Raw genomic sequence first — 13,490 nt, 5'->3', positions numbered from 1 at the left:
GCACTCTCGCACTTTCGCACTTTCGCACTCGCAGTTCATGGCACGCGACGATCGCGAGATGACGTTCATCGTGATCCCCCACGGGCGCGATGCGGCCAGCACCCGCTCCTACGAGGTGACGTACCGGCGCCTCAAGGTCATGCTGGGCGCGGGCGCCGTCATCGCGCTGCTGCTGATGATGATGGCGGGGTCGTGGCTGTACCTGGCGGGGCAGGCGGCGCGGGTGCCGGGGCTGCGGTCCGAGGTGCGCGACCTGCGCCGCGACCGCCAGCGGCTGGACGAGCTGGCCCGCACGCTGGACCAGGTGACGGCGGAGTACACCAAGGTGCGCTCCATGCTGGGCGCCGACAGCACCCGGCTCCCCGCCATCGTCGACACCACGCGGGCGTCCGGCGCGGGGGCCGATTCCGCGAAGGGAGATTCGGCGGCGGCGGACAGTGGCGACGCGGAGGGTGAGCCAGTGGCGGCGGCCCGCTCTTCCCTTCCCCGCCGCTGGCCCCTGGACGCACGCGGCTTCGTGACGCGCGGACACCTGGCGCGGCTGGGACGCAGCCACCCGGGCATGGACATCGCGGTGGCCAGCGGGTCACGGATCCTGGCCGCCGGCGGCGGCACCGTGGCCGAGGTGGGCGAGGACAGCGTCTACGGGCGCTACGTGCGCATCGCGCACCCCGACGGGTACGAGTCGCTGTACGCGCACGCGTCGTCGCTGCTGGTGCGCGCGCGGCAGCGGGTGCCGGCCGGTGGGGTCATCGCCCTGAGCGGCAGCACGGGCGTGTCCACGGCGCCGCACCTGCACTTCGAGATCCGCAAGGACGGGCACCCGGTGGACCCCGGGACCCTGATCCAGAACCCGAACTGACGGCGAGCACATGCTGGGAGGCGGAAAGAAGGTCGAGCGCGGCAACGACCGCGGGACCATGCTGGGACGGGCCGTGGGCGGCGGCGAGGCGTCCATGTCCATCATCGGCCCCGGGATGAACATCGTGGGCGACCTGGTGACGGACGGCACCGTGCGCGTGGAGGGCCGCATCGAGGGCACCGTACGCGCCGGCAAGGCCGTGGTCATCGGCAAGGGCGGCGAGATCGTGGGCGACGTGCTCACGCAGGACGCCGTCATCGGGGGGCGGGTGCAGGGCACCATAGTGGCCGAGAGCCGCCTGGAGGCGCAGGCCACCAGCATCATCGAGGGGCACATCCGGGTGCGCTCCGGGCACCTGCTGGTGGAGGAGGGCGCCGTCCACAACGGGCAGACGCAGATGCTGGACGGAACCGAGTCGCTGGCCCTTCCCGCCCCGCCCCGCGTGGAGAACTCCACAGAATCGTAGAGTTTATCCACAGTTGATGCAAATACAGCCAAGTCGTTGCAGGTCAACGGCTTGGCTGTTTTCCACAGGGATTTGGCCCGCTTTTCCACCCGAGTTATCCACAGGTTTGTGGATACGACCCGCAACCGGTTGAAACCGTGGACTTTCGCTCCGTTGTCACCTATCTGGACGACTACCTGCGCGTTTCGCAAGTCCCCGATTATCCCAACGCGCTCAACGGGCTGCAGGTCGATTCCGGCCGCGCGGAGATCCGCCGGATCGCCGTGGCGGTGGACGCGGCGCAGCACACCATCGACGCGGCCATCCAGGGCGGCGCGGACCTGCTGATCGTGCACCATGGCCTGTTCTGGGACGGCAACCGCACGATCACGGGCCGACGGTACCGCCGCCTCAAGGCGCTGATGGACGCGGACCTGCCCCTGTACGCGGCGCACCTGCCCCTGGACGTGCATCCCGAGGTGGGCAACAACGCCGTGCTGGCGCGCGCGCTGGGCGTGGAGATCCGCGGTCCCTTCGGCGACTACAAGGGATCACCCGTGGGCGTATGGGGGGCGCTGGAGATTCGCCGCGAGGCGCTGTGCGCGCGGCTGGACGCGCTGCTGGGCGGGCGCGTAAAGCTGGTGGCCGGGGGACCCGAGCTCATCCGCACCGTGGCCGTCATCACGGGCGGCGCGGGGGGCGAGACGGCCGCCGCGGCCGCCGCCGGCTACGACGCGTACGTCTCGGGCGAGGGCGCGCACCACAACTTCTTCGATGCAGAGGAGGGCGGCATCAACCTCCTGCTGGGCGGTCACTACGCCACGGAGACGTTCGGCGTGCGGGCGCTGGCCGAGCACTTGGAGCAGAAGTTCGGCATCGAGTGGACGTTCATCGACCATCCCACGGGTTTGTGAATCGTCCTTCATGAACCGCGGGAACTGATTCTCACGCAGAGCCGCGGAGCCGCAGAGAACGGCAGTACTCTGCGTCCTCCGCGGCTCTGCGTGAGAAAATCGGTTGCCGTTATTCGTTCGACCCCTCGGCAGGTTCGTCGCCCTCCGTGACGCCTTCCAGGGCGTGGCGCTCGGCGAACAGGTCGCGGCTGGCGATCTGCTGCCAAACGTCGCGGACGGGCGGCGCGCTCGCCAGGTCCACCAGCGCGGGATCGAACTGCGAGCCCGAGCCTTTCCGCAGCTCCGCCAGCGCCGTCTCCATGGGCAGGGCGTCGCGGTACTTGCGGGGCTGCGTCATGGCGTCGAACGCGTCCGCCACCGAGATGATGCGGGCGCCCAAGGGGATGTCCACCTCCTCCAGCCCGCGCGGGTACCCGCTGCCGTCCCAGCACTCGTGGTGCGACGAGACGATCTGCTGGATCCCGGGGTGCGCGCCCTCCAGCGGCGCCAGGATGTGCGCGCTCTCGTGCGGATGGTTCTTGATCTCGCCCCGCTGCTCCTTCGTAAGCGGCTTGCGCGAGTGGATGATGTGAAAGAAGCGGTCGTCGATCTTGCCCATGTCGTGCAGCAGCGCGGCAATGCGCAGCGTGCGAAGCGCCGCGCCGCGGATGCCCACGGCCTCGGCCAGGGCGTAGCTCAGGTCCGCCACGCGGCGGCTGTGGCGCGCCGTGACGGGGTCGCCGGCCGTGAGCGCGTTGAGCAGGATGTCCACCATGTCGCGGTGCAGCTGCGCGGCCGTGCGCTCGCGGCGCATGGCGTCAAGCAGCCATCCGACCGACACCACCGCGGCCGCGCCCAGTGCCGCCACCGCCGGCCCCAGGCGCGATCCATTCTCGTTGCTCGGCATCCCGCGTGACGTTCCAGGGTTCTCAATCGTTCTCCAGGCCCCCCGCCAATGCACGGAGCAAGCCAGCCCGCGCCGTGCTCGTGTTCGTCCGCGCGCCGGAGCCGGGGCGGGTCAAGACGCGCCTGGCCGCCGCCATCGGGGACCAGGCGGCGCTGCGCGTCTACCGGCGCTTGGCGGAGCACACGCTGCGCGAGGCCGCCGCGCTGGCCGGCCAGGGGGTGCGCGTGCGCGTGCACCACACGCCGGCGGACGCGGGGCCTGCCGTGCGGGCGTGGCTGGGCGACGGCCCCGCGTACCTGCCACAGGCGGACGGTGATTTGGGGCGGCGGATGGAGGACGCCTTTGCGCGGGCCTTCGCGGACGGCGCGGAGCGCGTGGTGATCGTGGGATCGGACCTGCCGGACGTGAGCGCGTCGCTGCTCCGCCGCGCGTTCGACGCGCTGGATGACCATCCCGCTGTCCTGGGCCCCGCGCGGGACGGTGGATACTACCTGCTGGGCCTGACACGGATGGTTCCCGGCATCTTCGACGGGATTGCGTGGAGCACGCCGGACGTGCTGGCGGCCACGCTCGCCCGCTTCCGCGCCGCCGGCGTCGTCCCCGCCATGCTGGAGGAGCTGGCGGACGTGGACGAGGTGGAGGACCTGCCGGAGGGCTGGCTGCCGGTGTGAGCTTCGGGCGGATGCGGCGGACACGCTCGGTTCAAGCCGGGTGCGGCTGAACTCAGCTGCGGATCTGAACCGGCGTTCGCGACCCCCCAGCCACGGCGAATGAATTCGCGGCTATGACAACGTGATGTCGGCCTGCGCCGACGGCTCCTGCCGCACGCCGCTCGTATGCACAAAGGCAGCGTTCGAGCCAAAGGCCGCCCCGGTGCACACGCGCCAAGTTCCGCTGGGGCAGTCCGCGCAGGCGGACTTTGCGAAGTTCCAGCGGCGAATTCCATTCGCTCGCGGATGGCGCGAGCCCCGCCTTTGGTGCACTTACGGCGCGTGCGGCACGAGCCGTCGGCGAAGGCCGACATCACGTTTTCGGTGCTGCGATTTCAATCGCCGAGGCCCGGGGCCGGCCTCTCCGGCTTGATGCCGACCGCTCTCGATCTGCTGCTGCTCATCGCCGGCCCGCATCCTTCTCCGCTGCTCCTCTCGCTCTCAGCCCCGCCCCATCATCGTCCGGAATCACTCCTCCGGCACCAGGCGGAACGCGTAGAGCACGAAGTCCTCGCGCACGCCGCCCACGGACGCGTAGAGCCGGTTGGCCGCGACGTTGTCGTGCTCCGTGCCCACCCACGCCTGCGTGCAGCCCAACCCGCGCCCATGGTCCATCAGCGCGTGCATGAGCCGGCGGGCGAGGCCGCGGCCCTGGTGCGTGGGCGCCACACCCACCTCGTTGATGAACAGCTCCGGCGGCTTGTCCGGGTGCACGTACCGCACGCCCGACGCAAACCCCACGACCTGCCCGCCATCCAGCGCCACGGCGATGTGATGACGTGGATCGGCAAAGAACTCCGCCGTCCACCGCGGGTCGATGTCGTTGTCGAATACGTCCGGCGCCACGTTGTCCAGCACGCCGGCTTCTTCGGGACGCAGGACGCGAACGGTGCACTCGGTTTTGCTCATCAGCAGTGGTGCGGTGCGAAAAGGGAGGAGGTGCGGTGAAGCCCACCAGGTGGCATAATGATCTCAGGGCTTCCGAAGTTCCCGAGCGGAGACGACTCCTTGACCGACACCACGGCTGCACCCGCGCCCCACACCCCCGCCACGGCGCTGCTGCTGGGCGCCACGGGGCTGGTGGGCGGGCACGTGCTGGACCTGCTGCTGGCCGACCCGGCGTACACGCGTGTGACCGTGCTGGGGCGCCGGCCCGTGGCGCGCATGCATCCCAAGCTGGACCAGCGCACCGCCGACTTCGAACGGCTGCGGGAAGACCACGCCATCAGCTTTGCCGTGGACGACGTCTTCTGCTGCCTGGGTACCACCATCAAGGCCGCGGGCTCGCAGGAGGCGTTCCGGCGCGTGGACCACGACTACGTGGTGTCCGCGGCTCGCGCGGCTGCGGAGCACGGCGCGCGGCGCTATCTTCTCGTGAGCGCGGCGGGGGCCAGCGCGCGGTCCCGCATCTTCTACAACCGCGTAAAGGGCGAGGCCGAAGATGCCGTGCGCGCGCAGCCGCTGGACGGCGTGGTGATCCTGCGCCCCTCGCTGCTGATGGGCGAGCGCGCGGAAACGCGCACGGGCGAGCAGATAGCCCAGCGCATCATGCCCGCGCTGGACTGGATGATGGTGGGCCCGCTGCGCCGCTACCGCCCCATCGAGGCAGCCACGGTGGCGCGGGCCATGGTGCGCCTGGCAAAGGAAAAGACGCGCGGCGTGCGCGTTCTGGAATCGGACGAGATCCAGCAGACCGGCGGAGCGTAGATGGCGGAGCGGGACGAGCAGGCGCGGGACCCGGAGTGGACCGATCTGACGGATCCGGCGGATGCCGTGGAGCCGGAACAGGGCATGCCGGAGATGAAGCCCATCCCGCCCGAGATGTACAAGGGCCCGGGCGGATGTGGCTTTACGGGCTGCATGTACGCGGTGATGATCGTGGCCGCGTTGATGCTGGCGCTGCTGATCATCGGCCTGCTCACGCGCGAGTGGATCGTCCCGGTCGTCCCGCGGGGCGGATGACGCGGCGCGGGGGGAGGTGACGCGGTGGATCGGGGATGGTGGCGGCGGATCGGGGTGAGGCCGGGCGGGATCGCGCGTGAAGGAGAGGGATCCGTGCACAACGTCCGGCGAACAAATCGCGGGCGGGCGGGGTGCACTTGGGCGAGGTCCGCGCCCCACAAGCGAATGAATTCGCCGCTGGAACTTCGCGAAGTCCGCCTGCGCGGACTGCCCCAGCGGTGGTCGGCCGACGTGCACCGAGCCCGGATTCTCGCCGGGTGGTGGCCCGTGTTGGTGGTTGAAGCCCTGTTCACATCGCGCGTCAGCGCGAGACAGGGCTTATCGCTTTCCCAGCGGCGGCTTTAGCCGCTCAGACTGGGACTCCGCGCCTCCGCTCGATCCTGATCTACCACCTCACACCTTCCAGTACCACCCGCGCCGGTGCATCGCCCAGACGATGGCCGTCCACAGGGCCACGAAGCACAGCGCGAACAGCAGCGACGCGTCGTGCGCGGGGAGCCATGAATCGAACGCGCTCTCGAAGATCACCTGCTTCATGGGCTTGCCGCCCACCTTCACCAGGTTCAGCAGGCGCGCCATCACACCGGAAAAGAAGAACGCGAAGATGGCGTTCATCCCGAACCACGCGAACGGCAGGGCCCAGCGCCGCCGGCCCCGCACGTCCACCAGCCAGTAGCACACGGCCAGCGCGTGCAGGGCCAGCCCCGCCGTGAACAGCACGTACGAGCTGGTCCACAGGTTCTTGTTGATGGGAAACACGCCGTTCCACGCCCATCCCGCTACCACGGCCGCGTTGCCTGCCAGGAACAGCCCCACCAGCCGCTCCGGCGCCGGCCGCGGCGAGCGCATCCACCGCCCCGCGAACACCCCCAGCAGCACCGTCGCCACGGCGGGCAGCGTGCTCAGCAGCCCCTCCGGGTCCCATGTCTTCGCCGACGCCCACAGGTGGTTGGTCCCCAGCACCGTGCGGTCCACGAACGCGGCCAGGCTGCCGTCCTTCGTCAGGTTCCCCGCCCCGAAGCCGGGGACGGGCACCAGCTTCATGGCCGCCCAGTAGCCCAGCAGCAGCGCCGCCGCGATGGTCGCCTGCGCGCGCGGCTGCGTGAACAGCACGACGGCCGACGCCAGCAGGAACGCCAGCCCAATGCGCTGGAGCACGCCGGGAAACCGCAGGTGCGCCACGTCCAGCGTGTAGTACGGAAACGCCGCCAGCAGCAGGCCGAGGCCCACCAGGATGGCCGACCGCTTCGCCGCCTTGGCGAACAGGGGCCCCGGCGCATCGCCGCGCTCCCGCCGCGGGAGCAGCGAGTACGCCATCGACACGCCCACGATGAAGAGGAAGAACGGAAAGATCAGGTCCGTGGGCGTCCACCCGTGCCATTCCGCGTGCTCCAGCGGGGCATAGACGGCGCTCCACGAGCCCGGGTTGTTCACCAGCAGCATGGCCGCCACGGTGAGCCCGCGGAACACGTCCAGCGACAGCAGCCGCTCCGGCCGGGGCGGCACGGCCGGCTCCAGGGCGGGCGCGAGGGGACGCGGTGCGGCGAGGGTGTCGGACATCGTCGTGGATCGATCTGCTGGCGAACGCGCGGGGGACCGGCCTATCGTGCTACATCGCGCGCCGGCGGGCAAGGCTCGCGAGGGAGTGAGCCATCCACCATCTCCTACCCGGCATCATGCAGCAGATCCTTTGATCGCGATGAGGGAATGCGGATGCCGGGCACCCGCCTTGCCCCGCGCATCCGCCCGATCGCGATCAGGCGGACGACGATCAGGAGGAGGATGCGATGGCGTGCCCCACCATCACGTTGAACGGAGTGACCGCGGAGGTCTGGGACTGCCTGCGACAGCAGGCCGCGCGGAGGGGCATCACCATTCCGGGCGGCGCCGGCGGCTCGGTGTCGCACCCCGAGGGCGACGCGGACTACGCGTGGAACGAGGCGGACGGCACGCTAGCCGTGACCTTTACTCGCACGCCGGGATGGATCAGCTGCGCGGACATCGAGTCGCGGATGCGCCTGGCCGCCTCCAGCTGCGGCGCCCGCTGACGCGCATCCGCGGATCCAACGAAGCGACGAGAGGCCGGCGCGGGGTGCGCCGGCCTCTCGCGTTTCACATGGAACGCATCCGCCGATTACTTCTCGATGGGCAGGCGCACGGAGTTGCCCCACTCCGTCCACGAGCCGTCGTAGTTGCGCACGTTGGGGTAGCCCAGCAGGTACGTGAGCGCGAACCACGTGTGCGATGACCGCTCGCCGATGCGGCAGTACGCCACCACGTCCTTCGCGGGGTCCAGGCCGGCGCCCTGCTCGTACAGCGCGCGCAGTTCCTCGGCGCTCTTGAACTCGCCCGTGTCGGGGTTCACGGCGCGCGCCCAGGGCACGTTGGCCGCGCCGGGGATGTGCCCGCCACGCACGGCGCCCTCCTGCGGGTAGTCGGGCATGTGCAGCTTCTCCCCGCGGAACTCCTCGGGCGAGCGCACGTCGATCAGCTGGCCCTTCTGCTTGACGTGCTCCACCACGTCCTCGCGGAAGGCGCGGATCCGCTCGTCGTCGCGCGTGGGCACGGGGTAGTCCACGGGCGGATACGACGGGATGTCCTGCGACATGGGGCGGCCCTCGTCGTCCCACTTCTTGCGGCCGCCGTCCATCACCTTGACGCGCTCGTGGCCAAAGAGGCGGAACACCCACAGGGCGTACGTGGCCCACCAGTTGTTCTTGTCGCCGTAGAAGACGACGGTGGTGTCGGGCGCGATGCCCTTGTCGCGCATGAGCTTGGCGAAGGCCTGCTCGTCCAGGTAGTCGCGCATGAAGGGGTCCTGCAGGTCCGTGTGCCAGTCGATCTTGGCGGCGCCGGGGATGTGGCCCACGTCGTACAGCAGCACGTCCTCGTCGCTTTCCACGATGCGCACGGACGGGTCCTGCAGGTGGTCCGCCACCCACTGCGTGGAGACGAGCGCATCGGGGTTGGCGTAGCCGCGCTGCTCGATGGGCGCGCCGGCGGAAGGGCTCGAGGTCGACATCCGGGTCAGCTCCTGGTGAGGATGGGTTGGTGCCCTGTACGCAAAACGCCCGGGTCGCAGTCGCGCGAACCGGGCGGAGATCGCCGCCGGGGCGCGGTGCCCCGGCCCAGCCTGCGCGCCGTGTGCCTACCCGCGCGCGGCCGCCCCCGCCCCGCTCCCCAGGGGGAGCCGGCGCGGCGTACAGCAGGCGGCGGAACGGCAAGGAGACTGGCGCATGACGAGCATGCTACCCGCTCCGCCGATCCTTGTCAAGAATGATTCTTGATTTCATCGCGACAACGCCTAGGAACGACGAACTGCGTTCTCACGCAGAGGGAGCAGAGGCAGCAGAGTACCCCATTCCACGCGGAACCGCAGTCCTCTGCGTCTCCGCGGCTCTGCGTGAGAATGCAGTTGTTTTCAGCGCGGGCGGCTTGCGTGGGAGATGGACGGAAGTTCGTTTGAAACCTGTGGATGCGTGGCGCCGTACGGATCGGCGTCAGCGCAGACCGTCAACCTCAACGCCGAAACCCGCCATGCTGTTCCTGCGGTTTCTGTTCAGGACTTTGATCGGCGGCTTGATCGTAAAGCTGCTGGGCAAGTTCTTCCCGATCCTCCTCCGCTTTCTGCGCCTGTGGCGCTGAGGGGACGGCTCTGACCTGCCGGCCGGGCCCGCGCGAAGGCGCGGTGCCCGGCCGGCCGTTTGTCATTGCCGTCCTCTCCCCTGGCGCGGAGGAGCCGCGGGGCGCACCATGCAGCAGTCCACGCGTGCGCCCCGCTTCCATCGTCCATCCGCCCATGTCGTTTCCGCCCACGCTCACCACCACGCGCCTGCTGCTGCGCCCGTTCACCGCGGACGACGCGCCGGCGGTGCAGGCCCACTTGGCCGAGCGCGCCGTGGCCGACACCACGGCCATGATCCCGCATCCCTACCCCGAGGGCGGCGCCGCGGCGTGGATCGCCACGCACGAGCCGCGGCACGACGCGGGCGAGGCCGCCGTGCTGGCCATCACGCTGCGGGAGGATAATGCGCTCATCGGCTCCATCGAGCTGCGCATCGACATGAGCCACCTGCGCGGCGAGCTGGGCTACTGGATCGGCCGGCCGCACTGGGGAATGGGATACGCCACGGAGGCCGCGGACGCGCTGCTGCGGTGGGGCATCCGCGTGCTGGGGCTGCACCGCGTGCACGCCGCGCACCTGTCGCGCAACCCCGCGTCGGGCGCCGTGCTGCGCAAGATCGGCATGCGGCACGAGGGCTCCCTGCGCGGCCACGTGCGCAAGTGGGACGTGATGGAGGACCTGGAGGTGTGGGGCCTGCTGGAGGACGAGCTGCCGCGCCTGGCATAGCTCTACGGCAACGGCATTCTCACGCAGAGCCGCGGAGGACGCGGAGTACTTCATCGCGCGAACGAAGTACTCTGCTGCCCCTGCTCCCTCTGCGTGAGAATGCAGTTTTCTCAGCGTTCCACGAGGACGGTGCCGGCGTCGGCCTGGACGGGGTACGACTCGCGCACGCCGCCCGTGAACCACGCCTGCACCTTCGCGCCATCCGCCAGGTCGGTGATCGACCCTGCCGTGGCCGCCTGCCCGCCGGCGCGCACCAGGACGCGCGTGCGCGATGTCACGCTGATCCAGGCGATGGGGTAGCCAGCGCTGCGCGTGGGCACCTGCTCCACCAGGATGCGCGCCGTGCCGCCCGCGCGCTCCACCTGCGTCACCGTGCCGATGATGCTCGCCGCCTCGGCGGGCACGCTCGTGTTCAGGGCGCCGGGCTGCTCCGGCTCGCCGGGGCCGCCGCCGCACGCCGCCATCGTCATCATCGCGGCCGCGAGGACCGCCATGCTCATCCGCTTCATCTCTCGTCCGTCGTTCGAAGGAACGTCCAAACCCATCCGCACGTACAACGCGCGTCGCATCCGCATCGCGACAGCGCCGGCATCATCGTCCCGTCGCATCCACCATTCAGCCCGCGGACCGCACAATGCGCTTCCTTCGATACGCCGTTCCCCTCGCGGCCCTGCTGCTGGCCGCGCCCGCGTCCGCCCAGCCGGACGGGCCCCGGATCCTGCGCACCGCCATCGACCGGCTGGCGGCGGACGTGACGGAGGTGGACGACTACACCTTCACGCTGGCCAACGACGACCTGCGCATCCCCGTCTACGTCCATCGCACGGGGCAGTCGTGGGACGTGCGGCTGGGGCGCACGCCGCTGGAGGACCTGGCGCAGATGGCCGTCTTCTGGCCTACCCTGCTGGACCCGGCCGTGAGCCTGGGGCTGCAAAACGCCGCGTACCTGCGCCGGGAGACGGTGGACGGCCGGGCCGCGCACGTGATCGACTCGCCCATGGGCGCCGGGATGGGGATGGAGGTGGATTCCGTCCGCGTGCTGGTGGACACCGAGACGCGGCGCATCGTGCGGATGGTGATCGCCGCGCAGCTGCCGGCGGGCTTTGGCGGCGACGTGTTCGGCCAGGACGCCGGGATGGACATCGTGGTGGACGCGGGCGAGCAGCGCGTGACGGACGGGCTGTCGCTGCCGGCGTGGGTGCGGGTGCGCATGGGGCTGGAGCTGCCCAACCTGCCGGACGAGCAGCGGGCGCTCATGCTGCGGCAGTTTGGCCAGGCGCGTGACCAGCTGGCGGCGAGCAGCGAGCCCGAGGCGCGGGACATGCTGGCCCTGGTGGACATGTACGTGCAGCTGCTCTCGCCCGGGGGCATGGACGTGCGGATGCGGGTGGAGGACGTGGCCGTGAACCCGGGCCGTCCGGGCTGGGCCACGGGCAAGGGCGGCGCGCGCTGAGCCGCCGCGCCGCGGATGGATGGACGGACGCGCCGCTCCCCCGGGCGGCGCGGCCGGGCAGGTGACCGGAAGGCAAAAATCCCCCTCACAGGAATGGAGCATCACATGCGATTGGCAGTCGCCGCGGCCTCGCTGGCCGTACTCACGCTGGCGGCCCCCGCCCCCGCGCAGCCCAACGCCCTGCAGGTCATGCGGGGCGTGGTCACGCAGCTGCAGCGCAACAGCGAGGGCGTGCAGGACTACACGCTCACGCTGCGCGCCGGCGCCCTGAGCTCGGACGTGTACGTGTACCGCGACGGGGACGAGTGGGAGGTGGCCACCCCCGACGACGAGGAGATGGGCGACATGCTGGAGGGGCTGGTGGTGTGGCCCACCTTCGGCGAGATGGAGGACGAGTTCCCCAGCGAGGACGAGGTGAGCGAGAGCGACCTCGCGGAGCTGGCGGACATCATCAACGTCACGCAGGAGCGGCTGGAGGGGCGCACGGCCAACGTGCTGTTCCTGCGGATGGAGGGGCTGGTGTCGGAGGGCGGCAACATGCCCGACAGCCTGCGGATGTACGTGGACCCCGCCACCAACCAGATCCTGCGCGTACACGTGGCGGGGATGGCCGAGGGGATGTCGGAGATGCCCGGCGGGGGCGACGTGGAGGTGACGATGGACTTTCGCGACTACCGCGAGACGGACGGGCTCACGGTGCCGCGGCGGATGCGGATGGACCTGCGCATGGAGATGGAGCTCACCGACGACCAGAAGCAGATGATGTCGGCGGGGATGGAGGCCGCGCGGGCGGAGCTGGCGCAGGACACGAGCGAGGAGGGCCGTCAGACGGCGGCGCTGATGGAGATGTTCATGGGCCTGCTCACGGAGGGCCACATGGCGCTGGACGTGGAGGTGGCGGACGTCCGCGTGAACCAGGGCCCGCCCTCCTGGTTCGAGGGCTGAGCAAGGGGAAACACAAAAAAGATTTCTCACGCAGAGGGAGCAGAGGCAGCAGAGTACCCCATTCCACGTGGAACCGCGGTACTCTGCTGCCTCTGCTTCCTCTGCGTGAGAATGCCGTTGCTCCGGGGCTCCGTTACACGCGCACCTTGACCACCACCTTGCGGACCGTGTGGCGGCCGCCGGCCATGCAGCCGGGCTTGTGGGCGTCGTCCGGATGAAAGACGGCCAGGTCGCCCGGGCGCATCAGCAGCGAGCTGGCGAAGGGCGGCTCGGCGTAGAAGGCGACGTCCGTGGCTTCGTCGTACGGCGTCTCGACGGTGAGCGCGGCGGCGGGCGCGTGCAGGATGCGCTCGTGTCCGCTGGCCACGTACTGCAGGTCCACGTGGCGCACGTGTGTCTCGAAGCGCTTCTCCGTGGACGGCCCCGTGTCGTACGTGCTGACGAGGGCGAACACGTCGTCGCCGTCGATGGCGTGGCGCCCGTCCGGGATGGCCGGATCGAACGTCCGCAGCCAGCGCAGCCCCGCCGCCACGCGCTCGCCCAACCCCTCGTACGCGCCCGATTCCGCCAGTGTGGTAAGGATCATCCTCGTCCGGGATTCAAAAGACCAACAGATTTCTCACGCAGAGCCGCGGAGGCGCAGAGTACTTCGTCCGCGCGATAAAGTACTCTGCGTCCTCTGCGGCTCTGCGTGAGAATGCAGTCGCAGTAAGACTCTACGAATCGTCGTCGACGGCGGACTCCACGTGGTCGATGCCGGCGGCCGTAATGCGCAGCACCAGGCCCGTGCGCCCCGTCTTCATCACGAACCCGTGGTCTTCCAGGTACCGGACGATGCGCTCCGCGTCGTGCCGGCTGATACCCAGCTCGTCCGCCACCTCGTAGCCGTCGCGGTACTCCGTGGCCTCCTCCTCCGAGCAGCGGTAGAGGTAGTCCAGGAAGCGCCGCCGGTTCTCGCGCCG

Annotated in this window: 17 protein-coding genes; 10 read left to right on the top strand and 7 right to left on the bottom strand. The window is 70.2% G+C overall.

Annotation, left to right across the window (positions count from 1 at the left end):
- The 3 genes from VFZ20_RS29380 to VFZ20_RS29370 form a co-directional block, all read left to right on the top strand.
- Window positions 1-862 (top strand): M23 family metallopeptidase (locus VFZ20_RS29380; RefSeq protein WP_329687526.1); only part of this gene is annotated, 862 nt, incomplete at its 5' end.
- 10 nt (window positions 863-872) lie between these two features.
- A complete protein-coding gene (locus tag VFZ20_RS29375) occupies window positions 873-1,328 on the top strand; it encodes a polymer-forming cytoskeletal protein (RefSeq protein ID WP_329687525.1) in 456 nt (151 codons plus the stop codon).
- A 137-nt stretch (window positions 1,329-1,465) separates the two neighbouring features.
- Window positions 1,466-2,221, top strand: coding sequence for a Nif3-like dinuclear metal center hexameric protein (locus VFZ20_RS29370; RefSeq protein WP_329687524.1), 756 nt, complete (start codon window positions 1,466-1,468; stop codon window positions 2,219-2,221).
- A 109-nt stretch (window positions 2,222-2,330) separates the two neighbouring features.
- Here VFZ20_RS29370 and VFZ20_RS29365 read toward each other — a convergent pair whose 3' ends face one another.
- A complete protein-coding gene (locus tag VFZ20_RS29365; RefSeq protein WP_329687523.1) occupies window positions 2,331-3,107 on the bottom strand; it encodes an HD-GYP domain-containing protein in 777 nt (258 codons plus the stop codon).
- Between the two features lie 74 nt (window positions 3,108-3,181).
- Here VFZ20_RS29365 and VFZ20_RS29360 point away from each other — a divergent pair, with 74 nt between their 5' ends.
- Window positions 3,182-3,778: a TIGR04282 family arsenosugar biosynthesis glycosyltransferase gene (locus VFZ20_RS29360; RefSeq protein ID WP_329687522.1), complete on the top strand. Its 597-nt coding sequence runs from the start codon at window positions 3,182-3,184 to the stop codon at window positions 3,776-3,778.
- Between the two features lie 507 nt (window positions 3,779-4,285).
- On the opposite strand, the gene VFZ20_RS29355 is transcribed toward VFZ20_RS29360, so the two are convergent.
- Window positions 4,286-4,726 (bottom strand): GNAT family N-acetyltransferase, encoded by a 441-nt coding sequence (locus VFZ20_RS29355; RefSeq protein WP_329687521.1) that lies wholly within the window; start codon window positions 4,724-4,726, stop codon window positions 4,286-4,288.
- Between the two features lie 99 nt (window positions 4,727-4,825).
- Between VFZ20_RS29355 and VFZ20_RS29350 the strand changes: the two genes are divergently transcribed.
- Entirely contained in the window at window positions 4,826-5,524 is a 699-nt protein-coding gene (locus VFZ20_RS29350; RefSeq protein WP_329687520.1) for an oxidoreductase, read from the top strand.
- Window positions 5,525-5,779, top strand: a complete 255-nt coding sequence (locus VFZ20_RS29345; protein ID WP_329687519.1) for a hypothetical protein — start codon at window positions 5,525-5,527, stop codon at window positions 5,777-5,779.
- 393 nt (window positions 5,780-6,172) lie between these two features.
- On the opposite strand, the gene VFZ20_RS29340 is transcribed toward VFZ20_RS29345, so the two are convergent.
- On the bottom strand, window positions 6,173-7,339 hold the full coding sequence (locus tag VFZ20_RS29340) for an acyltransferase family protein (protein WP_329687518.1): 1,167 nt from the start codon (window positions 7,337-7,339) through the stop codon (window positions 6,173-6,175).
- Window positions 7,340-7,596: 257 nt separating this feature from the next.
- Between VFZ20_RS29340 and VFZ20_RS29335 the strand changes: the two genes are divergently transcribed.
- Window positions 7,597-7,827, top strand: coding sequence for a hypothetical protein (locus VFZ20_RS29335; RefSeq protein ID WP_329687517.1), 231 nt, complete (start codon window positions 7,597-7,599; stop codon window positions 7,825-7,827).
- Between the two features lie 86 nt (window positions 7,828-7,913).
- On the opposite strand, the gene VFZ20_RS29330 is transcribed toward VFZ20_RS29335, so the two are convergent.
- Window positions 7,914-8,801 carry a sulfurtransferase gene (locus tag VFZ20_RS29330; protein WP_329687516.1) on the bottom strand — a complete coding sequence of 296 codons (888 nt, stop codon included), beginning with the start codon at window positions 8,799-8,801 and terminating at the stop codon, window positions 7,914-7,916.
- A gap of 777 nt (window positions 8,802-9,578) precedes the next feature.
- Between VFZ20_RS29330 and VFZ20_RS29325 the strand changes: the two genes are divergently transcribed.
- Window positions 9,579-10,130, top strand: a complete 552-nt coding sequence (locus VFZ20_RS29325; protein ID WP_329687515.1) for a GNAT family N-acetyltransferase — start codon at window positions 9,579-9,581, stop codon at window positions 10,128-10,130.
- A 110-nt stretch (window positions 10,131-10,240) separates the two neighbouring features.
- Here the strand turns inward: VFZ20_RS29325 and VFZ20_RS29320 are convergent, their stop codons facing one another.
- Window positions 10,241-10,639: a hypothetical protein gene (locus tag VFZ20_RS29320; RefSeq protein WP_329687514.1), complete on the bottom strand. Its 399-nt coding sequence runs from the start codon at window positions 10,637-10,639 to the stop codon at window positions 10,241-10,243.
- Window positions 10,640-10,764: 125 nt separating this feature from the next.
- On the opposite strand from VFZ20_RS29320, the gene VFZ20_RS29315 reads away from it, so the two are divergent.
- Together VFZ20_RS29315 and VFZ20_RS29310 are read left to right on the top strand one after the other, a co-directional pair.
- Window positions 10,765-11,583 (top strand): hypothetical protein, encoded by an 819-nt coding sequence (locus VFZ20_RS29315; RefSeq protein WP_329687513.1) that lies wholly within the window; start codon window positions 10,765-10,767, stop codon window positions 11,581-11,583.
- Window positions 11,584-11,688: 105 nt separating this feature from the next.
- Entirely contained in the window at window positions 11,689-12,528 is an 840-nt protein-coding gene (locus VFZ20_RS29310) for a hypothetical protein (protein ID WP_329687512.1), read from the top strand.
- A 133-nt stretch (window positions 12,529-12,661) separates the two neighbouring features.
- Here the strand turns inward: VFZ20_RS29310 and VFZ20_RS29305 are convergent, their stop codons facing one another.
- Together VFZ20_RS29305 and VFZ20_RS29300 are read right to left on the bottom strand one after the other, a co-directional pair.
- Complete coding sequence (locus tag VFZ20_RS29305; RefSeq protein WP_329687511.1) at window positions 12,662-13,114, bottom strand: YhcH/YjgK/YiaL family protein; 453 nt, start codon at window positions 13,112-13,114, stop codon at window positions 12,662-12,664.
- Window positions 13,115-13,244: 130 nt separating this feature from the next.
- The coding region (locus tag VFZ20_RS29300; RefSeq protein WP_329687510.1) for a hypothetical protein at window positions 13,245-13,490 on the bottom strand (246 nt) is incomplete at its 5' end.

Source organism: Longimicrobium sp. (genome assembly GCF_036280135.1).
In the GTDB taxonomy this organism is placed as follows: Bacteria; Gemmatimonadota; Gemmatimonadetes; order Longimicrobiales; family Longimicrobiaceae; genus Longimicrobium.
This window is presented reverse-complemented; position numbering and strand designations above follow the sequence as displayed.

Coding starts and splice junctions, on each gene's coding strand:
- VFZ20_RS29375 (WP_329687525.1), top strand. CDS start 873: ATGCTGGGAGGCGGAAAGAAGGTCGAGCGCGGCAACGACCGCGGGACC.
- VFZ20_RS29365 (WP_329687523.1), bottom strand. CDS start 3,107: ATGCCGAGCAACGAGAATGGATCGCGCCTGGGGCCGGCGGTGGCGGCA.
- VFZ20_RS29355 (WP_329687521.1), bottom strand. CDS start 4,726: ATGAGCAAAACCGAGTGCACCGTTCGCGTCCTGCGTCCCGAAGAAGCC.
- VFZ20_RS29345 (WP_329687519.1), top strand. CDS start 5,525: ATGGCGGAGCGGGACGAGCAGGCGCGGGACCCGGAGTGGACCGATCTG.
- VFZ20_RS29340 (WP_329687518.1), bottom strand. CDS start 7,339: ATGTCCGACACCCTCGCCGCACCGCGTCCCCTCGCGCCCGCCCTGGAG.
- VFZ20_RS29330 (WP_329687516.1), bottom strand. CDS start 8,801: ATGTCGACCTCGAGCCCTTCCGCCGGCGCGCCCATCGAGCAGCGCGGC.
- VFZ20_RS29325 (WP_329687515.1), top strand. CDS start 9,579: ATGTCGTTTCCGCCCACGCTCACCACCACGCGCCTGCTGCTGCGCCCG.
- VFZ20_RS29320 (WP_329687514.1), bottom strand. CDS start 10,639: ATGAAGCGGATGAGCATGGCGGTCCTCGCGGCCGCGATGATGACGATG.
- VFZ20_RS29315 (WP_329687513.1), top strand. CDS start 10,765: ATGCGCTTCCTTCGATACGCCGTTCCCCTCGCGGCCCTGCTGCTGGCC.
- VFZ20_RS29310 (WP_329687512.1), top strand. CDS start 11,689: ATGCGATTGGCAGTCGCCGCGGCCTCGCTGGCCGTACTCACGCTGGCG.
- VFZ20_RS29305 (WP_329687511.1), bottom strand. CDS start 13,114: ATGATCCTTACCACACTGGCGGAATCGGGCGCGTACGAGGGGTTGGGC.